Below are 21,788 nucleotides of genomic sequence, written 5' to 3'. Positions count from 1 at the left end.
ATTGAAATCTCCAATTTCTATATGCCTATTAGATCAAAGGCCTGGATCTGCGTCCAGGCCTTTTTCAACAGTCTGAGGCGACACCACCAGGTGTCGCCTTTTGTATTAAAACACAAAAAAATAAAACCCTTTTTAAAAACTCATCCGTCAGTACTGGTATCAATCGTTACAAAACACAGGTGCTGATATGCAATACACTGCAAAATCTTCAAAGAATTTTCCCGCTTTATCTTGTCTGGCTATTACCGTAACCCTCTTGTTATCCGGATGTTCCAGTTCTGAAAAAGAATCAGAAGATACAACACAGCAGGTTATCTTGCTGGAAAACAAAGCGGGGCCAACTGAAAAGTCACAGGATGCTGCCGTCAACACACATGAGATGGTCGAACATCAGGTACTGGTCAGAATGGAACAGCCACAAGCCCGGCAGTATCAGCGCATAAAATCAGCTGTTCGACCCGCTTTGGTGTCCGGGATGATGGCCGATGCCTCCGTGTCTTTGCCTCAGCGGGAAAATTACCAACACTATCCCGAGAATGGGGTATGGACAGTAGCGGAGCAACCCTTGTCCACCTTTTCAGTTGATGTAGATACCGCCAGTTACAGCAATATTCGTCGAATGCTTGAGCAGGGGATTTCTCCTCCCGCTGATGCCGTTAGAATCGAAGAGATGTTGAATTACTTCGACTACCACTATCCACAACCACAAGGCGACGTGCCTTTTCACCTGGATACCCGGTTTGCCGCAAGCCCGTTAAACCCAAATAAACACCTGCTGCGTGTGGCACTTTCGGGAAAAACAATCACTGCTGAGCAACGGGCTCCCGCCAACCTGGTGTTTTTACTGGATGTATCGGGTTCCATGTCCGCGGACGATAAATTGCCTTTGTTGAAGCGTGCTTTGCAAATGCTGGTTAATCAACTGGATAACCGCGACAGTGTATCGATTGTGGTTTATGCCGGTGCATCGGGCGTCGTGTTAGAGCCAACATCGGGCGATGATAAGCTGGCTATTAGCCAGGCACTAGATAAATTGCAGGCCGGTGGCTCCACCAATGGCTCGGGGGGCATTCAGTTAGCTTATCAGATGGCGAAAAAGGCCTTTAAAGCGGAAGGTGTTAACCGGGTATTGTTGGCCACTGATGGTGACTTCAATGTGGGCACAACAGACCATGATGAATTAATGCAACTTATCGAAAAACAACGAAAAACGGGAGTGAACTTATCGGTGCTGGGGTTTGGTCGCGGAAACTATAACGATCATCTTACTGAACAACTGGCGGATAAAGGCAATGGCAATGCCGCCTATATTGACAATATCAACGAAGCCAGAAAAGTGCTGGTGGAACAGTTAACCGGAACCCTGCAGGTGATTGCCAAAGATGTGAAAATCCAGGTGGAATTCAACCCGAATACCGTGCATGAATACCGTCTCATTGGATATGAAAACCGGGCGTTGAACAAAGAAGATTTCAATAATGACAAAGTGGATGCCGGTGACATTGGTGCCGGGCATCAGGTGACGGCCCTCTATGAGTTAACACTTAAAACGGCCGGACAATACGACGTTGATACATTGCGTTATCAGAATGACCAGCGCAATGCGCCGTCCACAACAGACAGTAGGCAGGATGAAATCGCTCTGGTGAAACTGCGTTATAAAGCGCCCGACGGTGAAGTCAGCCAAAAGTTGGAGCAGGTGGTGCACCTGGAGCAAATGCTAAACTTTCACGAGACCGACAGTAGCTTTCAGTTTGCGCATAGTGTTGCAGGCCTGGGGCAAATGCTGAAAGGTTCAAAGTTTGTCAGTGTGGAAGATGCGCAAACCCTGATCGAGCAGGCGAAATTGGCCAAAGGCGATGATGAACAGGGATACCGGGCAGAGTTTATTCGCATGATGGAAAACTGGTTGTTATTGCAGCATTCCAGCCAGCTCAGGCAGGAGAAAACCACAACGGTAGAAGTGGTCGAATCTTAGTTTTTATGGGATAAGGGTACATTGGTGAACACCGGGACAGAAAGGGATTGTGAGTGAACTTGAAACAACAATACGCCAGCCAAGATGACAGTCAGCTTGTCGCTGCCTATATTAGTGGCGAGTTTTCCGCCTTTGAAACCTTGTATGCAAGGCATAAAGGCGGCAGTTTTCGGTTTATTTTGCGACAGGTTAAGGACGCTGCAACCGCTGAAGATTTGATGCAGGAATTGTGGATCAAAGTGATCAGCAATATCAGGCAGTTTAAGCAGGAGGCCAAATTCACCACCTGGCTATACCAAATTGCCCGACGTTTGCTGATTGATAAGTTCCGTCATTTGGCGGTTGTATCTCAGGTCATTACGGCAGAACCCGAACAGGAAGAGGCCGTCGGGACATCAGATGCAATGGCCGGACTGGAACAAAAGCGTCAGAAAATGGCATTGCAACATTGCCTGAAACAATTACCCAAAACACAGCTGGAATCGTTTTTACTCAAGGAGGAGGCTAATTTAACTCAGGCCGATGTGGCTCAGGTGACGGGGGTTACCCTGGAAGCTGCAAAATCCAGGTTGCGTGCAGCCTACATCGGATTACGTCAATGTTTGAGTTTAAAACTGGGAGATGATGATGAGCAATGAAAATGACAACAACCCGGAACAGGACATCTCTGAACGCTACCGGCAATTAGACAAAAAGTCGCCTTCGAACACCACTGATGAGACGATTTTGAATTTCGCTAAACAACGTATTGCCAGTAACGGTAAACCCAGACCATTGATGAGCCAGCATTATCGTTGGTTATCTGTGGCTGCATCGGTCATGCTGGTCTCGGTGATTTTCTTGTCGCAATGGCAGAACTTTACTCCGGAAAGCGTTCATGAAATCGCCCCCGATAGCACTGCTGAGGTGTTGGCACCTGTGGCAACCCGTGAAAAGTCTGTAGCCGATGGGCAACAGCCATTGACCGGCGTTTTCGCAGAGCAAGCTGTTGATGTACCCGAAAGTAAAGCCAGAGCCAGGGGGAAAGCAGAACCGCTGCAACAATCTTCGATGAGCGCCAATAGTTTATTAAAAATGGCCGACCATGCAGTCAAACCTGAATGCCGGTATTCACTGGATGGCGCTAATCCCCTGAGTGACTCGTCGTTAGGCAAATATATTCAGGGCCTGGATCGCCAGACACAACAAGCGTTAGTGACAGCTATAAACAGCAATACCCCACTTGAAAAACTGGTAGCTGAATCGCCGGCGCTGAAAAATGTGTCTGCCATGCCTGGCTTTGAAAAGCATTATACCCATCTGGCCAGCCAGGTAACGGATTGTACCGCCACTACCGGGCCTGCCATTGAATAACAATTACTACCGCTTATGACGGATAAAATTACGTGGCCCAGTAAGCTAAGTCCAGTACTTCTTCACGCTCCGGCAGGCCTTTACTCAGGCGAGGGGAGTGCTGTGCCAGTACTTCGTAGCTGACGCGGTTGGCGTATTTGCTGATTTGAGACAGAGACGAATAGGTGATGGCCGGTTGCTCGTGCTTGCTGGATCTTTCCACATTGAGTTTGTGATACTCGTTGGCGCAAATGTCATGTAGCACTGCCGCTAATGCTCCATCACCGGCACCATTGGTGTTCATGATTTTATCCGGGCCGCCCATGTAGGGGGGGATATAGCTGTATACTTTAACGGGTTCTTCACAATCCTGAAGACGCATCGGACGGGAATATTCGTAACGGTTAAATTCTGCGATTTCAGCATCTATAAGTTGCTGTTCTGTTTCCCTAAGGTATTTCTTGTCAACATGTCCCGCCATATAAAGGCCCACAGGGCCTGCGGTACACATCACCATATCGACCCAGTCCAGAGCTTTATCTGCCGCCAGCAACGGATTTTTGATCCCTGTGATAGCTTCCGCTTCTTCTTCGTTCATGGTGAGGATATCGACGTGATTCTTGACAAATTCCTGCCACCAGGTGGGGTCCTGTTCTATCAGGAATTTAGTGCCCAGGGTTAAAACCACCGGAACACCAGCCTGATTCGCGTAGTCTACGGCTTTGAGTGTCGCCTCTGTCATGGTGTCGCCCGGATTAGTGCGCATCAGGTATGCAGAAATAACCAGCGCTGAGGCGTTTTGGATCAAATTCTGATTGATACTTTCCGGACGTAACTGATTAATTTTGCCCGGACTGATAGCAAAGGTACGTTCGCCTGTGCTGTCGATAAGGGTAAAGCAGCGACCGATAGGGCCATCAACCGGTTGCAGGTAATTGAGGTCCACCCGGCTGGAATTGTTACTGATAAACTTGTAGGAATAACTGCCAATTTTGATGTTTTCTGACATAACGCCCAACAACACAGAGCGGTCATCGGCAAGCACCGAATAGTTGTGAAGCGTGTTACCTATGGTGCCACCGGCAAACTCGTAATTAACCAGTTTGTCGTCTTTTAACTCCTGATACAATGCTTCGGTGATCTCGTCGTCTATCAGTTGCGACATGCCCCGGTGTAAAGCGTACTTTGCAAAAAATTCGTCAGAGACTTTGGCTTCGATGTCTACCAGCACCTGATCGATACCCACTATATAACTGTGTTTTAGGGGCTGTGCTTTATCAAATTGACCAATTAAGGTGTTTTTGTCCTGAACCGGAAAGTAGTGTTTGTGTTTGCGACGGCCGGGGAATTTCATAGAAAACAAAGATTACATTAAATTTAAACAAGCGCGCAGTATATCAATCTGAGCCAGCAGTGACGAATTATTTTATATCGTATGCCTCAACCCAAAAGTCTGCTTATATTAAAGCTTGTAAGACTAGTGACAATCAGTATAATACCGCTCCCGCCTTACTTCTGAATCCTTTATCTCCCGATAAGCTTTCATAAAATATCAAGGCGAGTGTAACTATTTTAGAGTAAACAGTAGTGTTTGCACTGCTGCTACAGGGGTGTAGTTCCAATTGGTAGAACAGCGGTCTCCAAAACCGATGGTTGGGGGTTCGAGTCCCTCCACCCCTGCCACATTTAATGTCAATCCATGTGGGTTGAGTTTGAGATAACAGGTTAGACAATGAGTGATAACGCAGTTAATCAGTCTGGTGCGATGGACAGCCTAAAATGGGGTGTTGCCATTTTACTTTTGGCTGCCGCAGTAGGTGGTAATTACTACTTTGGTGAACTTTCCGTATTGTACCGTGCCATTGGTGTGGTCGTTGCGGTTATTATTGCTTTGCTGGTGGCTGCCAGTACGGTAAAAGGAAGTAACTTTGTAAACTTCGCCAAAGAATCCAGAACCGAAGTACGCAAGGTAGTTTGGCCTTCCCGTCAGGAAGCGACACAAACGACTATGATTGTACTGGCTGCAACTGTTGTTATGGCATTGCTGCTTTGGGGCCTTGACGGAATTATCGTTCGGGTCGTTGGCTTACTGACTAGTATAGGAGCGTAAGCATGTCTGAAGGCGTAAAAAGATGGTATGTGGTTCAGGCGTTTTCTGGCTACGAAGGCCGCGTCAAGAAAACCCTTGAAGAACATATCAAAATGCACGAGATGGAGCAGTATTTCGGTGAAATTCTGGTGCCTACCGAAGAAGTGGTAGAAATGCGTGCCGGTCAAAAGCGCAAAAGTGAGCGTAAGTTCTTCCCAGGCTATGTATTAGTTGAAATGGAAATGAACGACGACAGCTGGCACCTGGTTAAAAGCATTCCTCGTGTGCTTGGATTCATCGGTGGTACTTCAGATCGTCCTGCGCCTATCACTAAGCGCGAAGCAGACGCTATTCTGAACAGACTGCAAGAATCTGTTGACAAGCCAAAGCCCAAAACTTTGTTCGAGCCAGGCGAAGTGGTACGTGTTACCGATGGTCCTTTCGCAGACTTCAACGGTGTTGTCGAAGAAGTGGACTACGAGAAAAGCCGCCTGAAAGTATCGGTTCTTATCTTTGGTCGTTCTACTCCGGTAGAACTGGAATTTGGCCAGGTTGAGAAGGGGTGAGGCGCGCCCGGAATTAGCGAATACCTAGAGCTAATTCAGCGCCGAACGCCAGACAAGTGGACGTCTGGCTGGAAGCCCTCACCAGGGATGGTTTAAACCTCTCTGGTGGAATGTGAATTTTTTTAGATTAGGTGAAGGAAGTTCCGGTTCGCCATGGTTACTCAAACCAAAGAACATTGTCCGGTTAAAACTGAACCTAAAATTAAACAAAAACCAAATTAATGGTTGTCAGAGGTCGTAGATTAAAATATAATCTGCGGCCTTTTTGTAGGCGGGGAGCCGTTGAAGCGAATATTCTTCTGTATTTGCGAGGCGTTTAACCCATAAATAAGAGAAGAGAGTAATGGCTAAGAAAGTTACAGGCATTATCAAGCTACAAGTAGCTGCGGGTGCCGCAAACCCAAGTCCACCAGTTGGTCCTGCACTAGGTCAACATGGTGTTAACATCATGGAATTCTGTAAAGCGTTCAACGCAAAAACTGAGAGCATGGAAAAAGGTGCTCCGGTTCCGGTTGAAATCTTTGTATACGAAGACCGTTCTTTCACGTTTGAAACAAAAACTCCACCTGCGTCTTTCTTGTTGAAGAAAGCTGCTGGCATCAAGAGTGGTTCTGGTCGTCCTAACACTGAAAAAGTGGGTAAAGTGACGCGCGCTCAATTGGAAGAAATTGCTAAAACTAAAGAACCTGATCTGACTGCTGCCGATATGGACGCAGCTGTACGTACTATTGCTGGCTCTGCCCGCAGTATGGGTCTGACGGTAGAGGAATAATCCATGGCTAAGTTAACAAAACGCGCTCGTCTGGTTCGCGAAAAAGTAGACGCCGGTAAAGAATACGAAATCAACGAAGCGGTAGCTTTGTTGAAAGAATTAGCAACAGCTAAATTTGCTGAAAGCATTGATGTTGCTGTTAACCTGGGTATCGATGCTCGTAAATCTGACCAAAACGTTCGCGGTGCAACTGTACTGCCTAACGGTACTGGTAAAGAAGTTCGCGTTGCAGTATTTACTCAAGGTGCAAACGCTGAAGCTGCTAAAGAAGCGGGTGCTGACATCGTTGGTATGGACGACCTTGCTGAGCAGGTTAAAAAAGGCGAAATGAACTTCGACGTAGTGGTTGCTTCTCCGGATGCAATGCGCGTTGTTGGTCAGTTAGGCCAAATCTTAGGTCCACGTGGCCTGATGCCTAACCCTAAGACTGGTACTGTTACTCCTGATGTTGCTACTGCAGTTAAGAATGCAAAAGCGGGTCAGGTACGTTACAGAAACGATAAGAATGGTATCATTCACGCCAGCATTGGTAAGATTGCTTTTGAAGCTAATCAAATCCAGGAAAACCTTGAAGCTCTGTTAGAAGCGCTTAAGAAAGCTAAGCCTTCTTCTGCTAAAGGTACCTATATTAAGAAAGTTAGCCTGAGCACCACTATGGGCGCAGGTCTGACTTTAGATCAAGGCTCTTTGTCTCAATAAGACATTCCTTGACAGGTGCGAGAGTTAATTCAGCAGAATTAGCACCGAAGTAAAAAATTGGGTTGGAGTTTGCTGCTCTGGTAAACAGAAAGGCAGGCTCCCGTCCTAGACCGTAGGTACGCTGAATACAGCGTTTAATGAATGCCTACGCAGACGGTGGTTCACTCAGACTCTCTGGGACTAAAGAACACCGTAGAAAGGTGGAGAGAAGCGCAAGTGATGCTCCATTAATCTGTGAAACCTGAGAAGCAATTCTCAGACAACTAAAAGGTGATCTCAGTGGCACTAGGCTTAGAAGCAAAAAAAGAGATTGTAGCGGAAGTAACTGACGTTGCAGCTCGCGCTCTATCCGTTGCCGTCGCTGAATATCGCGGAATGGAAGTTGCAGACCTGACTGAACTTCGCGTTCAAGCTCGTGAGCAAGGCGTATACCTGCGTGTTATTCGTAACACTCTGGCAAAGCGTGCTCTGGCTGAAGGCAAGTTCGCAGGAATGGATGATGCACTGAAAGGCCCTCTGATTTATGGCTTTTCTTTGGATGCGCCAGGTGGTGCAGCGCGTTTGTTCAAAGATTTCTCTAAAAAGAATGACAAGTTGAACGTAACAGCGTTATCAATCGGTAGTGGTCTACTGGGTCCAGAAAAACTGGAAGCAGTTGCAGCGTTACCAACACGCGACGAAGCGTTGGCGAAATTACTTGCTACCTTCAAAGCGCCTGTTGGCAAGTTTGTACAGACTATTAACGAAGTACCAAGCAAGTTTGCCCGCGTATTGACGGCTATTAAAGAGAAAAAAGAAGCTGAATAAAAAAAACAGTTTCTTAATTCATTGATTTGTTTTAAATTTTTAAACCCAGGAGTTTAGAGAAATGGCTCTAACTAAAGAAGATATCTTAAACGCGATCGCTGAAATGCCAGTAATGGAACTGGTTGAACTGATCGAAGCTGCTGAAGAAAAATTCGGCGTAGAAGCAACTGCAGCTGTAGCTGTAGCTGCAGGTCCAGCTGCTGCTGCAGAAGCTGCTGAAGAACAAACTGAATTCGACGTAGTTCTGACTTCTTTCGGTGGTAACAAAGTTGCAGTTATCAAAGCAGTTCGCGGCGCGACTGGCCTTGGCCTTAAAGAAGCTAAAGAAGTTGTTGAATCAGCTCCTAAAGCTATCAAAGAAGGTGTATCTAAGGAAGAAGCTGAAGCACTTAAAGCCGAACTTGAAGGCGCTGGTGCAGAAGTTGAAATTAAGTAATTCGTACTTGTACGAAATTACTGCCTGAAAAGGCTTAGGCTGGTGCTTATTTGAGCACCAGCCTTTTTGCGCTGTAGGATAGTGCAGGTTCTCCGTTTAGTGTCTATCCTCTCAAAGCGCTTAGCTATCAATATCAAACCAATAAATCATTCGCACTGTTCATTGGTCTGATATTGAAAAAAAGTAAAACGGTGCTGAATACATATATGTCTCTTACAAGAGATATCAGGGTTAAAGATCAGCAGGCTGAGGAATCCATGGTTTACTCTTATAGCGAAAAGAAACGTATCCGCAAGGATTTTGGTAAACGCCCCCAGGTACTCGAAATACCTTATCTACTTTCCATACAATTAGACTCTTTCCGTAAGTTCATCGAGATCGATCCGGAAGGTCAATACGGTTTGGAAGCTGCATTTCGTTCTGTATTTCCGATTAAAAGTTATTCGGGCAATTCAGAGTTGCAGTATGTAAGTTATCGATTGGGCGAACCGGTATTTGACGTCAAAGAATGTCAAATTCGTGGTGTGACATTCTCCGCACCACTTCGTGTTAAGTTGCGTCTTGTCTTATTTGATAAAGAAGCAGCTCCAGGCACAGTAAAAGATATTAAAGAGCAAGAAGTATACATGGGTGAAATTCCACTCATGACAGACACAGGTACCTTTGTTATCAATGGTACTGAGCGTGTTATTGTTTCTCAGCTACATCGTTCACCAGGTGTGTTCTTTGATCACGACAAAGGTAAAACGCACTCCTCCGGTAAAGTATTGTATAACGCCCGCGTTATCCCTTACCGCGGTTCCTGGTTGGATTTTGAATTCGATCCAAAAGATAATCTTTTCGTTCGTATTGACCGTCGTCGTAAACTACCGGCGTCTATCATTCTTCGCGCTATGGATATGGGCACAGAAGAAATTCTGGGTCTGTTCTTCGAAAAAGACACTGTTATCATGGATAACGGTGTATTCAAAGTTTCTATCGTACCTGATCGCCTGCGTGGCGAAGTTGCCCGTTTCGACATCAAAGATGAAGAAGGCAATGTGATCGTAGAAACCAGCCGTCGTATTTCTGCTCGTCACACACGTCAGATGGAAAAACTGGGCCTTTCAGAACTGGAAGTCCCGGTTGAATTCCTGTTGGGCCGCGTATTCGCTGCTAACGTTGTCGACGAAAGCACTGGCGAAATTATCGTTAATGCCAACGATGAAGCGACTGCTGAAAACCTTAATGCTATCTATGAAGCAGGTATTACTGAGTTTGAAACTCTGTATATCAACGAGTTAGACCACGGTTCTTACATGTCGGATACCCTGCGTATCGACAATTCAACCAACCGCTTAGAAGCCCTGGTTGAAATCTACCGTATGATGCGTCCTGGTGAGCCACCAACAAAAGACGCAGCAGAAGCGCTGTTTGACAACCTGTTCTTCACTGATGACCGTTATGATCTGTCTTCAGTAGGTCGTATGAAGTTCAACCGTCGTTTAGGACGTGACGAACTGACTGGTTCAGGTACTCTGGATAAAGACGATATCGTTGCAGTAATGCAGCAATTAATCGCCATCCGTGACGGTAAAGACGACGTCGATGATATCGACCACTTAGGTAACCGTCGTATCCGTTCTGTTGGTGAAATGGCAGAAAACCAGTTCCGCGTAGGTCTGGTTCGTGTTGAGCGTGCTGTTAAAGAACGTTTGAGCCTGGGTGATCTGGACAATGTGATGCCACAGGACCTGATCAACGCCAAGCCAATCTCTGCAGCGGTTAAAGAATTCTTTGGTTCTTCACAGCTGTCTCAGTTCATGGACCAAAACAACCCGCTGTCAGAAGTGACGCACAAGCGTCGTATTTCTGCCTTAGGCCCGGGTGGTTTGACCCGTGAGCGCGCCGGCTTCGAAGTTCGAGACGTTCACCCAACACACTACGGTCGTGTTTGTCCTATCGAAACTCCGGAAGGTCCAAACATCGGTTTGATCAACTCGCTGTCCAGCTATGCCCGTACTAACGATTACGGTTTCCTGGAAACCCCATATCGTAAGATCGTAGACGGCGAAGTAACTGAAGACATCGAATACCTGTCTGCTATTGAAGAAGGTCACTATCCAATCGCTCAGGCGAGTGCGGAATTGGACGAGAACAACCGTCTGGCAGATGACCTGGTACCTTGCCGTTACAAAGGTGAATTCACCTTGATGGCAAAAGAAGACATTAAATTTATGGACGTGTCAGCGCAACAGATCGTATCTGTGGCTGCCAGCATTATCCCGTTCCTTGAGCACGATGACGCCAACCGTGCATTGATGGGTTCAAACATGCAACGTCAGGCTGTTCCTACTTTACGTGCTGATAAGCCGCTGGTAGGTACAGGTATGGAAAAAACCGTAGCTATCGACTCAGGTGTAACTGTAGTTGCTAAGCGCGGCGGTTATATCGAATACGTAGATGCCTCGCGAATCGTTGTAAAAGTAAACGACAACGAAATGGTAGCAGGCGAAGCCGGTATCGATATCTACAACCTGACCAAATACACACGTTCTAACCAGAACACCTGTATCAACCAGAAGCCAACCGTCAATGTTGGTGAGCCGGTTGTCGCGGGTGATGTATTGGCTGACGGTCCGTCAACTGACCTGGGTGAATTGGCCCTTGGCCAGAACATGCGTATCGCATTCATGCCCTGGAACGGTTATAACTTCGAGGATTCCATCCTGATCTCTGAGCGTGTAGCTCAGGAAGACCGTTTCACTACCATCCACATTCAGGAACTTAGCTGTATCGCTCGTGATACTAAGCTGGGGCCAGAAGAAATCAGTTCAGACATTCCAAACGTGGGTGAATCTGCACTGAGCAAGCTGGATGAATCTGGTGTTGTTTACATCGGCGCTGAAGTTAAAGGCGGCGATATTCTGGTAGGTAAGGTAACACCTAAAGGTGAAACGCAACTTACCCCGGAAGAAAAACTGTTAAGAGCTATTTTCGGTGAAAAAGCCTCTGACGTTAAAGATACCTCATTGCGTGTACCTAACTCTGTTCACGGTACCGTAATTGACGTTCAAATCTTTACCCGTGACGGTGTCGAAAAAGACAAGCGCGCATTAGAAATTGAAGACATGCAGTTGCGTCAGGTTAAGAAAGACCTGGGTGACGAGTTCAGCATTCTGGCTGACGGCATCTTCGCCCGTGCCCGCAACCTGCTGGTAGCCAATGGCATTTCAGAAGACAAACTCAACGGTACTCCGCGTGAGAAGTGGTTCGATTTACCGTTGCGTGACGACGATGCTCAGACTGAATTGGATCAAGCTGCTGAACAGTATGCTGGCGTTAAAGACGACTTCGATAAGAAGTTCGAAAACAAACGTCGCAAGATCACTCAGGGTGATGACCTGGCGCCAGGTGTACTTAAGATTGTTAAGGTTTACCTGGCTGTTAAACGTCACATTCAGCCTGGCGATAAGATGGCTGGACGTCACGGTAACAAAGGTGTTATCTCGTCCATCCAGCCTGTTGAAGACATGCCATATGATGAAAACGGCGAACCAGTAGATATCGTACTGAACCCGCTGGGTGTACCATCGCGTATGAACGTGGGTCAGATCCTGGAAACTCACTTGGGTATGGCTGCTCGCGGCCTGGGTGTGAAGATTGACCGCATGCTGAAAGAGCAACAGGAAATCGCCAAACTGCGTGAATTCCTGACTCAGGTATACAGCTCTGGTACACATCGTCAGGAAGTGGACATTGCGTCTTTCACTGATGATGAAGTGATCCGTTTGGCAGACAACCTGCGCAAAGGTGTACCTATTGCAACGCCGGTATTCGACGGTGCAACTGAAGCGGAAATCAAAGAATTATTGACGCTGGCTGATATCCCGGAAAGCGGACAAATTAAACTGTCAGATGGCCGTACTGGCCAGGAGTTTGAGCGTCCGGTAACTGTGGGTTACATGTACATGCTGAAACTGAACCACCTGGTTGACGACAAAATGCACGCTCGTTCAACTGGTTCTTACAGCCTGGTTACACAGCAACCGTTGGGCGGTAAAGCTCAGTTCGGTGGTCAGCGTTTCGGTGAGATGGAAGTGTGGGCACTGGAAGCATACGGTGCTGCTTATACTCTGCAAGAAATGTTGACTGTTAAGTCCGATGACGTGAATGGTCGTACTAAGATGTATAAGAATATCGTCGATGGCGACCACCGTATGGAACCTGGTATGCCGGAATCCTTCAACGTATTGTTGAAAGAAATCCGCTCTCTGGGTATCAACATCGAGCTGGAAGAGCAATAAGTCCCGCTTTGGACTGAACAGGTAGCGATGCCAGCTACAACTAAAATTGGCGCTGGCATCGAATAATAAGTGACTCCGTTGGGAGAAAATCGTGAAAGATTTACTTAAGTTTCTTAAGCAACAAAACAAAACTGAAGAATTCGATCAGATTCGAATCGGTCTGGCTTCGCCCGACATGATCCGCAGCTGGTCGTACGGGGAAGTTAAAAAACCCGAAACGATTAACTACCGTACCTTCAAGCCAGAGCGTGATGGTTTGTTTTGTGCGCGTATTTTTGGACCGGTTAAAGACTACGAATGTTTGTGCGGTAAGTACAAGCGTCTGAAGCACCGTGGTGTAATCTGTGAGAAGTGTGGCGTAGAAGTTACCCTCACTAAAGTGCGTCGTGAGCGCATGGGTCACATCGAATTGGCCAGCCCGGTTGCACACATCTGGTTCCTGAAATCACTGCCGAGCCGTATCGGCCTGATGCTGGATATGACGTTACGTGATATCGAGCGTGTACTTTATTTTGAATCTTATGTTGTTACCGAACCTGGTATGACAACATTAGAGCGCAGCCAGCTTCTGACTGAAGAAGAGTACCTGGATGCGCTGGAAGAGCACGGTGATGAGTTCGAAGCAAAAATGGGTGCTGAAGCAGTATTCGATTTGTTGCAAGAACTTGATGTTGATGCCGATGTCGCATCAATGCGTGAAGAGTTGCCTTCTATCAACTCTGAAACTAAGCGCAAGAAGATCACCAAGCGTCTTAAGTTATTAGAATCCTTCCAGCAATCTGGCAACAAGCCAGAGTGGATGATCATGACTGTTCTGCCGGTACTGCCGCCAGATTTACGTCCTCTGGTACCGCTGGATGGTGGTCGTTTTGCGACGTCTGATTTGAACGACTTATACCGTCGTGTAATCAACCGTAACAACCGTCTTAAGCGTCTGTTAGATTTGGCTGCACCTGACATTATCGTACGCAACGAAAAGCGTATGCTTCAGGAAGCGGTTGACGCCTTATTAGATAACGGTCGTCGCGGTCGTGCTATCACTGGCTCTAACAAGCGTCCTCTGAAATCTTTGGCCGACATGATCAAAGGTAAGCAAGGTCGTTTCCGTCAGAACCTGTTGGGTAAGCGTGTTGACTACTCAGGCCGTTCTGTAATCACAGTTGGTCCTACTCTGCGTTTGCACCAGTGTGGTCTGCCTAAGAAAATGGCACTTGAGCTGTTCAAACCTTTTATCTACGGCAAGTTAGAAGGCCGTGGTTTAGCAACTACGATTAAAGCTGCTAAGAAAATGGTTGAACGCGAAGCGGCAGAAGTCTGGGACGTTCTGGACGAAGTTATCCGCGAACACCCGGTATTACTTAACCGTGCACCAACACTGCACAGATTGGGTATCCAGGCGTTTGAACCTATTCTTATCGAAGGTAAAGCGATTCAACTGCACCCGCTGGTGTGTGCGGCTTATAACGCTGACTTCGATGGTGACCAAATGGCGGTACACGTACCACTGACTATCGAAGCTCAGTTGGAATCACGTGCCCTGATGATGTCTACCAACAACATCCTGTCTCCGGCAAACGGTGAACCTATCATCGTACCTTCACAGGACGTTGTATTGGGTCTGTATTACATGACCCGTGCCCGTGTTAACGCTAAAGGCGAAGGCATGGTATTCGCGAACAAAGAAGAAGCGGAAAAAGCTTACCGTACTGGTGAAGCTGAACTGCACGCTCGCGTTAAAGTGCGTTTGACCGAAGTTGAAGTGGATATCGACGGTAACAGACACGAAAGAACGTCAGTTGTCGACACCACTGTTGGTCGTGCCATCCTGTTTGGCATTTTGCCAGAAGGTATGCCATTTGAGCTGATTAATCAGCCAATGGGCAAGAAGCAAATTTCTAAATTATTGAATGCTTGCTACCGTCGTTTAGGTCTGAAAGACACAGTAATCACCGCTGACCAGGTTATGTATACTGGTTTCCATTACGCGATGAAATCTGGTGTGTCTATCGGTATCGACGACATGGTTATCCCGGATGAAAAATCAGAAATCATCGATGCTGCTGAAGCTGAAGTGACTGAGATCCAGGAGCAGTTCCAGTCTGGTTTGGTAACCGCTGGTGAGCGTTACAACAAAGTAATCGATATCTGGTCTGCCGCTAACGAACGCGTAGCGAAAGCCATGATGACCAACCTGTCTACCGAAGAGGTTTTAAACCGCGACGGTGAGATGGAGAAGCAAGATTCACTTAACTCCGTATACATGATGGCGGACTCCGGTGCTCGTGGTAGCCCGGCTCAGATTCGTCAGTTGGCCGGTATGCGTGGTCTGATGGCTAAGCCAGATGGCTCAATCATCGAAACCCCAATTACCGCTAACTTCCGTGAAGGTCTGAACGTACTTCAGTACTTCATCTCAACCCACGGTGCACGTAAAGGTTTGGCCGATACGGCATTGAAGACAGCGAACTCGGGTTACCTGACTCGTCGTCTGGTTGACGTTGCGCAAGACGTTGTTATCAACAACGACGACTGTGGCACCTTTGACGGTATCGTAATGAAACCGCTAATTGAAGGTGGTGACGTTGTAGAACCACTACGCGAACGCGTATTGGGTCGTGTTGTAGCAGAAGACGTGCTTAAGCCGGGTACTAGTGAAGTACTGGTTGAGCGTAATGTATTGCTTGACGAGAAACTGGTAGACTTCCTTGAGTCTCACTCGGTTGACCAGGTTATCGTTCGCTCGGTAATCACCTGTGAAAACGACTTCGGTGTTTGTGCTAAGTGTTACGGTCGTGACCTTGCTCGTGGTCATATGGTTGGCGCTGGTGAATCTGTGGGTGTTATCGCTGCACAGTCAATCGGTGAGCCAGGTACACAGTTAACGATGCGTACCTTCCACATCGGTGGTGCGGCATCAAGAGCGTCTGCAGAAAACAGTGTTCAGATCAAAAACAATGGTCACCTGAAACTGCACAACGCCAAATATGTAACGAACACAGACGGCAAGATTGTTATCGTTTCTCGTTCAACTGAACTGACGGTTATCGATGAGTTCGGTCGTGAGAAAGAGCGTTATAAACTGCCTTACGGTGCTAAGTTGTCAGTTGATGACGGCGCAGCGGTAGAGTCTGGTGCAATCGTAGCTAACTGGGATCCGCACTCCCACCCAATCGTGGTAGAGCGTAAAGCCAAAGTTAGCTTCTCTGATGTTGACGATTCCAACACAGAAATGCAGCAGGACGAACTGACTGGTCTGTCACGTATCGTAGTTAAAGACCTGTCTTTGGCAAACGCCAAAGAGCCTAAACTGATTCTTGAAATTGAAGAAGTGGGCCTGCAGGAAATTCGTCTGCCAAGCTTTACCACTATCGATATTGCTGATGGTGCAACGGCTCAGGTGGGTGACACTATTGCGCGTATTCCTCAGGAAAGCTCGAAGACACGTGATATCACGGGTGGTCTGCCACGAGTTGCTGACCTGTTCGAAGCTCGCAAGCCTAAAGAGCCAGCGATCCTTGCTGAGATTTCCGGTACTATCGGATTTGGTAAAGAAACCAAAGGTAAGAAGCGTCTGACGATTACACCTAAAGATGGTGATCACTACGAAGAGATGATTCCAAAATGGCGTCAAATCAACGTATTTGAAGGTGAGAACATCGAAAAAGGTGAAGTTATTGCCGACGGTCCAGAGTCTCCACACGATATCTTGCGCCTGCGTGGTGTAAGTGCGGTGTCTAACTACATCGTGAACGAGGTTCAGGAAGTTTACCGCTTACAGGGTGTAAAAATTAACGATAAGCACATTGAAGTAGTTATCCGTCAGATGCTGCGTAAATGTATTATCACTGAGCCAGGCGACAGCATGTTCCTGGAAGGTGAGCAGTGTGAAGTTTCTGCCGTTAATATCGCAAACCGTGAACTGGAAAAGGCAGGCAAATTCCCTGCTAAATACGAACTGCAATTGTTGGGTATCACTAAGGCATCACTGTCTACTGAATCCTTCATCTCCGCGGCCTCGTTCCAGGAAACAACCCGCGTACTGACTGAAGCTGCGGTACAAGGTAAGACAGATGATTTACGTGGTCTGAAAGAAAACGTAATCGTTGGTCGTCTGATCCCGGCCGGTACTGGTTTGGCGTATCACAAGAAGCGCCTGGCTAACAAGATGGATGCCATGGAAGATCTGTCAGTTTCTGCAGAAGAAGCAGAAGCCGCATTAACCGAAGCGTTAAACGCTGAAGTGTTAGGTGCAGACAGCTCAGCCTCTGAAGAGTAATCTCTACTCAATTAAAAAAAGCGCCTGATGGCGCTTTTTTTGTGTCTGTTGATCAGGACTTTTGGCTAGCTCGCCTGTAGTCTTGCCTGATGGGCCTGTTGGTGAATGGCTGCCTTGAGTTCTCTGGGGATGCAAAGGTGTTTCGCCAGGTTATCAAGATACTGTTCTGACACTGACATTCTCTCGTCGATCGCTAACAAGGATGCGGCATAAACTTCCACACCGGTCTCGGCATCGGGTACGCGGGCTACAATTTGTTCCATAGATTTGGGGCGTCGCAGCTCGTCAAATAAGCTGGCTTTCTCAGCCGTTGATAGCTCCATCTGTTCTACCTGATTGAAGATACGCGCCTGTTCATCGTTATCAATATGACCATCCGCATAGGCGGCAGCAATCATCGCCTGCATCAACAACATTTGCCCACCGTCGGCACTCTCGTCTTCAATGATTTCATCAAAGCGGTTTTCTGATACTCGCCCGTAATCAAAGGTGCGTGGTTCTGGACGAGAATAGGTATGTTGCTCTGAATTACTCTGTCGTTGCGGCGTGTAGTAATAGGACGGATCGTTGGCTTGCCTGCTGTTTTGTCCCGAAGATTTTTGCTGGCTGTAACTTTGATAAGCTTTCCATGCCAGTCCTCCAACGGCAGCCAGAGCGCCAACTTTCAAGGCACTCTTGCCCATTTTTTTTGATTTTTTCCCCATAGCGAGATTAGTGACAACGCCACTTAAAGCACCACCGGCCATACCGGACATAAAACCGCTTTTGCTTAAGCCGCCCAACATTTTCTGTAAGTCTTTCATGATTACTATCCACTTTTACTGTCGATATACTCAGGCTAACTTATTTATAGCGCAAACTGGTGGGAAAAGTGTCACAGAGAATTTCTGCTTTCTATTCAGGTTAATGTCGAGGTACGGTTAAACTTCCCCCGAATTGCTTAAATAGTTGACACTTAGGCGACAGATCTATAGAATTCCGCGACCTCATTTTGGGGTAATTCCCTAATGGGCGCGGATTTTTCATTAAAAAGCCTGAATTTTCGGGCTAAAGCAGCAAAATCAGCAGTGGGTTCAGACTGCCTGGCAGAAAGAACCAAATTTTTTGTTTAATTTTTAGGAGCTAGAATGGCAACAGTTAACCAACTGGTGCGCAAGCCCCGTGCTAAAAAAGTTGTGAAAAGCAACGTAGCAGCACTGGAAGCTTGTCCACAACGTCGTGGTGTATGTACGCGTGTATATACTACTACCCCTAAGAAGCCTAACTCAGCGTTGCGTAAAGTATGTCGTGTACGTCTGACTAACGGTTTCGAAGTAAGTTCATACATCGGTGGTGAAGGTCACAACCTTCAGGAACACAGTGTTGTATTAATCCGTGGTGGTCGTGTTAAAGATCTACCAGGTGTTCGTTATCACACAGTTCGCGGTACGCTTGACTGTGCAGGTGTTAACGACCGTAAGCAAGCCCGTTCTAAGTACGGAACGAAAAGGCCCAAGTCTTAACGGTTCTCCGTTAGTAAGGCCAAACTAAGTATTAACGTTTTGGGATAATCCTGAATCAATTCGGAGAATTAAGATGCCAAGAAGAAGAGTCGTAGGACAACGTAAAATCCTACCTGATCCTAAGTTCGGATCACAGCTGTTAGCTAAATTCATTAATGTTGTTATGCTAGACGGCAAAAAATCAACTGCTGAAAAAATCGTTTACGGTGCACTGGATGCTGCTGCTGAAAAAACAGGTAAAGATCACCTGGATATTTTCGAAGCTGCTCTGGACAACATCCGTCCTAACGTAGAGGTTAAATCTCGCCGTGTTGGTGGTTCTACCTACCAGGTACCGGTTGAAGTACGCCCTGTACGTCGCAACGCTTTGGGTATGCGTTGGATGGTTGAAGCTGCTCGTAAGCGTGGTGAAAAATCTATGGCGTTACGCCTTGCTGCTGAAATGGCGGATGCGTCAGACAATAAAGGTTCTGCGGTTAAGAAACGTGAAGACGTTCACCGTATGGCTGAAGCGAACAAAGCGTTCGCACACTACCGTTGGTAATCTGCTGACAGTAGTTAAATTCCAAATTAATTTGGTATTCACGGAGAGGGTCGCCCTCTCCGTCTTCAATTTAGGCGTGTGGAAATTGTGCTTAAATTGAAAAAAGATTGTAGGACGGAATGTATCCGACAAAGTGAACGGGTTTTTCAGCACGGTCGGATTAACCTGACCTAACTGGATATCCGGCACGGTTGGACTTAAGGTCCACCTACACAGAATTTCCTTTAACTGAGAGGACACTATGGCTCGTACAACTCCCATTGAGCTGTACCGCAATATCGGTATCGTTGCTCACGTGGACGCGGGAAAAACGACCACAACCGAACGGGTTTTATTCTATACCGGCTTGTCCCACAAAATTGGTGAAGTGCACGATGGTGCCGCTACCATGGACTGGATGGAACAAGAGCAAGAACGCGGTATCACCATTACCTCCGCTGCGACTACCTGTTTCTGGAAAGGAATGCAGGCGCAATACGATCAGCACCGTATAAATATCATTGATACACCGGGACACGTTGACTTTACAATCGAAGTTGAGCGTTCGTTGCGAGTACTTGATGGTGCTGTGGTGGTGTTCTGTGGTTCATCGGGTGTAGAGCCTCAGTCGGAAACGGTTTGGCGTCAGGCAAACAAATATCACGTACCTCGTATGGTTTTCGTGAATAAAATGGATCGTGCCGGTGCTGACTTTGAACGTGTCGTACAGCAAATTCGCAAGCGTCTTGGTGCGACCTGTGTACCTATTCAGTTAAATATCGGTGCCGAAGAACACTTTAAGGGTGTTATCGACCTTATCAAGATGAAAGCCATCAACTGGAATGAAGCGGATCAGGGGATGACCTTTGAATACGAAGATATTCCGGCAGATCTTCAGGATAAAGCTGAAGTGATGCGTTTAGAAATGGTGGAAGCTGCGGCCGAAGCTAATGACGAGTTGATGGAAAAATATCTTGAAGAAGGTGACCTGAGCGAAGAGGACATTCGCGCAGGGCTTCGCAAACGCACACTGAACAACGAAATTGTGTTAGCCACTTGTGGTTCCGCTTTTAAAAATAAAGGCGTACAGGCGGTTCTGGACGCGGTTATTGAGTATTTACCATCGCCGGTTGATGTCCCTGCTATTCAGGGCCACAAAGATGATGCTGATGAATCCCATGACGAGCGTCACGCTGATGACAAAGAGCCTTTCTCCGCATTGGCCTTTAAAATCGCTACAGACCCCTTTGTGGGCACGCTGACCTTTTTCCGTTGCTATTCAGGTGTAGTGAACACCGGTGATGCCGTATACAACCCGGTTAAAGGCAAAAAAGAACGTTTTGGTCGTATCGTACAGATGCATGCCAAAGACCGCGCAGAGTTAAAAGAAGTGCGGGCAGGGGACATCGCAGCCGCAATCGGCTTAAAAGATGTTACTACTGGTGACACCCTGTGTGATCCGAATCACGTGATCACCCTGGAGCGCATGGAATTCCCTGAGCCTGTTATCTCTATTGCGGTAGAACCAAAATCCAAAGCTGACCAGGAAAAAATGTCTGTAGCATTAGGTAAACTGGCAGCGGAAGATCCGTCCTTTAGGGTTAAAACCGATGAGGAGTCAGGTCAGACAATTATTTCCGGTATGGGAGAATTGCACCTCGACATCATCATCGACCGCATGAAGCGCGAATTTAAAGTGGAATGTAACGTGGGTAAACCCCAGGTTGCCTACCGCGAGACCATTCGCAAATCTGTGGAAGTAGAAGGTAAATTTGTACGTCAGTCTGGTGGACGCGGCCAATATGGCCATGTCTGGCTGCGCGTAGAGCCTCAGGAAGAGGGCAAAGGCTATGAATTTGTCAACGAGATTGTAGGTGGTACGGTTCCAAAAGAATTTATTCCTGCAGTAGATAAAGGCTGTGAAGAACAGATGCAATTTGGCGTCCTGGCGGGTTATCCGGTACTCGACGTTAAGGTGACATTATTCGATGGTTCTTATCATGATGTTGACTCTTCAGAAATGGCCTTTAAGATAGCGGGTTCGATGGGCTTTAAACAGGGTTGCTCTGAAGCTAATCCGGTTTTGCTTGAACCCATGATGAAGGTTGAAGTTACAACTCCCGAAGATTGGATGGGAGATGTAGTTGGCGATCTGAATCGTCGTCGTGGTGTCATCGAAGGCATGGAAGATGGTATTGGCGGTATTAAGATTATACGCGCCAAAGTTCCGTTGTCGGAAATGTTTGGTTATGCCACAGATTTGCGGTCTGCGACGCAAGGACGAGCTTCATATTCCATGGAGTTCCACAACTATGCAGAAGCCCCTAATAATGTTGCTCAAAGCATTATTGAGGCAAGAAATTAAGTAAGTTCGGTCCGGAATTCACCCATCTCTGATGAGAGGTTTGTGACCGGACTTTTTAAATATTTAGGAAATAGAGAACAATGGCAAAAGAAAAGTTTGAACGTACGAAACCGCACGTAAACGTTGGTACAATCGGCCACGTTGACCACGGTAAAAC

Annotated in this window: 16 protein-coding genes, 1 tRNA gene and 1 pseudogene; 16 read left to right on the top strand and 2 right to left on the bottom strand. The window is 47.0% G+C overall.

Annotation, left to right across the window (positions count from 1 at the left end; all coding sequences use genetic code 11):
• The first annotated feature begins 187 nt into the window (after positions 1 to 187).
• From AC0J20_RS21445 to AC0J20_RS21435, 3 genes are read left to right on the top strand one after another with little or no spacing between them, the layout of a single operon-like run.
• Complete coding sequence (locus AC0J20_RS21445; protein WP_473023308.1) at positions 188 to 1,978, top strand: vWA domain-containing protein; 1,791 nt, start codon at positions 188 to 190, stop codon at positions 1,976 to 1,978.
• Between the two features lie 53 nt (positions 1,979 to 2,031).
• Positions 2,032 to 2,616: a sigma-70 family RNA polymerase sigma factor gene (locus tag AC0J20_RS21440; protein WP_473023307.1), complete on the top strand. Its 585-nt coding sequence runs from the start codon at positions 2,032 to 2,034 to the stop codon at positions 2,614 to 2,616.
• Positions 2,606 to 3,331: a hypothetical protein gene (locus AC0J20_RS21435; RefSeq protein ID WP_473023306.1), complete on the top strand. Its 726-nt coding sequence runs from the start codon at positions 2,606 to 2,608 to the stop codon at positions 3,329 to 3,331. Before AC0J20_RS21440 ends, AC0J20_RS21435 begins: the two co-directional genes overlap by 11 nt.
• A 28-nt stretch (positions 3,332 to 3,359) precedes the next feature.
• Here AC0J20_RS21435 and AC0J20_RS21430 read toward each other — a convergent pair whose 3' ends face one another.
• Entirely contained in the window at positions 3,360 to 4,664 is a 1,305-nt protein-coding gene (locus AC0J20_RS21430) for an inosine/guanosine kinase (protein ID WP_473023305.1), read from the bottom strand.
• Positions 4,665 to 4,916: 252 nt separating this feature from the next.
• Between AC0J20_RS21430 and AC0J20_RS21425 the strand changes: the two genes are divergently transcribed.
• The 9 genes from AC0J20_RS21425 to rpoC all read left to right on the top strand — a co-directional run bounded on the left by AC0J20_RS21425 (position 4,917) and on the right by rpoC (position 17,241).
• Positions 4,917 to 4,993: transfer RNA gene (locus tag AC0J20_RS21425), tRNA-Trp, on the top strand.
• Positions 4,994 to 5,042: 49 nt separating this feature from the next.
• Positions 5,043 to 5,420 (top strand): preprotein translocase subunit SecE, encoded by a 378-nt coding sequence (secE, locus tag AC0J20_RS21420; protein WP_473023304.1) that lies wholly within the window; start codon positions 5,043 to 5,045, stop codon positions 5,418 to 5,420.
• 2 nt (positions 5,421 to 5,422) lie between these two features.
• Positions 5,423 to 5,965 carry a transcription termination/antitermination protein NusG gene (gene nusG / locus AC0J20_RS21415; protein ID WP_229531332.1) on the top strand — a complete coding sequence of 181 codons (543 nt, stop codon included), beginning with the start codon at positions 5,423 to 5,425 and terminating at the stop codon, positions 5,963 to 5,965.
• Between the two features lie 343 nt (positions 5,966 to 6,308).
• Complete coding sequence (gene rplK / locus AC0J20_RS21410; RefSeq protein ID WP_229531333.1) at positions 6,309 to 6,737, top strand: 50S ribosomal protein L11; 429 nt, start codon at positions 6,309 to 6,311, stop codon at positions 6,735 to 6,737.
• Between the two features lie 3 nt (positions 6,738 to 6,740).
• Positions 6,741 to 7,436: a 50S ribosomal protein L1 gene (gene rplA, locus AC0J20_RS21405; protein ID WP_229531334.1), complete on the top strand. Its 696-nt coding sequence runs from the start codon at positions 6,741 to 6,743 to the stop codon at positions 7,434 to 7,436.
• A 279-nt stretch (positions 7,437 to 7,715) separates the two neighbouring features.
• Positions 7,716 to 8,243, top strand: a complete 528-nt coding sequence (gene rplJ / locus AC0J20_RS21400) for a 50S ribosomal protein L10 (RefSeq protein ID WP_229531335.1) — start codon at positions 7,716 to 7,718, stop codon at positions 8,241 to 8,243.
• A gap of 61 nt (positions 8,244 to 8,304) precedes the next feature.
• Positions 8,305 to 8,679 (top strand): 50S ribosomal protein L7/L12, encoded by a 375-nt coding sequence (gene rplL, locus AC0J20_RS21395; protein ID WP_229531336.1) that lies wholly within the window; start codon positions 8,305 to 8,307, stop codon positions 8,677 to 8,679.
• Positions 8,680 to 8,936: 257 nt separating this feature from the next.
• Positions 8,937 to 12,965, top strand: a complete 4,029-nt coding sequence (rpoB, locus tag AC0J20_RS21390; RefSeq protein ID WP_473023309.1) for a DNA-directed RNA polymerase subunit beta — start codon at positions 8,937 to 8,939, stop codon at positions 12,963 to 12,965.
• A gap of 91 nt (positions 12,966 to 13,056) precedes the next feature.
• On the top strand, positions 13,057 to 17,241 hold the full coding sequence (gene rpoC / locus AC0J20_RS21385; protein ID WP_473023303.1) for a DNA-directed RNA polymerase subunit beta': 4,185 nt from the start codon (positions 13,057 to 13,059) through the stop codon (positions 17,239 to 17,241).
• Between the two features lie 65 nt (positions 17,242 to 17,306).
• Here the strand turns inward: rpoC and AC0J20_RS21380 are convergent, their stop codons facing one another.
• Positions 17,307 to 18,044, bottom strand: coding sequence for a tellurite resistance TerB family protein (locus AC0J20_RS21380; protein WP_473023302.1), 738 nt, complete (start codon positions 18,042 to 18,044; stop codon positions 17,307 to 17,309).
• Between the two features lie 324 nt (positions 18,045 to 18,368).
• On the opposite strand from AC0J20_RS21380, the gene rpsL reads away from it, so the two are divergent.
• The 4 genes and pseudogenes from rpsL to AC0J20_RS21360 all read left to right on the top strand — a co-directional run.
• Complete coding sequence (rpsL, locus tag AC0J20_RS21375) at positions 18,369 to 18,743, top strand: 30S ribosomal protein S12 (RefSeq protein WP_229531339.1); 375 nt, start codon at positions 18,369 to 18,371, stop codon at positions 18,741 to 18,743.
• A gap of 73 nt (positions 18,744 to 18,816) precedes the next feature.
• Positions 18,817 to 19,287, top strand: a complete 471-nt coding sequence (rpsG, locus tag AC0J20_RS21370) for a 30S ribosomal protein S7 (RefSeq protein WP_229531340.1) — start codon at positions 18,817 to 18,819, stop codon at positions 19,285 to 19,287.
• A 241-nt stretch (positions 19,288 to 19,528) separates the two neighbouring features.
• Entirely contained in the window at positions 19,529 to 21,631 is a 2,103-nt protein-coding gene (gene fusA, locus AC0J20_RS21365; protein ID WP_473023301.1) for an elongation factor G, read from the top strand.
• An 80-nt stretch (positions 21,632 to 21,711) separates the two neighbouring features.
• Positions 21,712 to 21,788 (top strand): annotated as a pseudogene (locus tag AC0J20_RS21360) (GTP-binding protein); the annotation flags it as partial.

The sequence above is a fragment of the Planctobacterium sp. R6 genome (assembly GCF_055755215.1).
The sequence above is the reverse complement of the archived record's forward strand: the minus strand, read 5'-3'. Positions and strand labels throughout refer to the sequence as shown.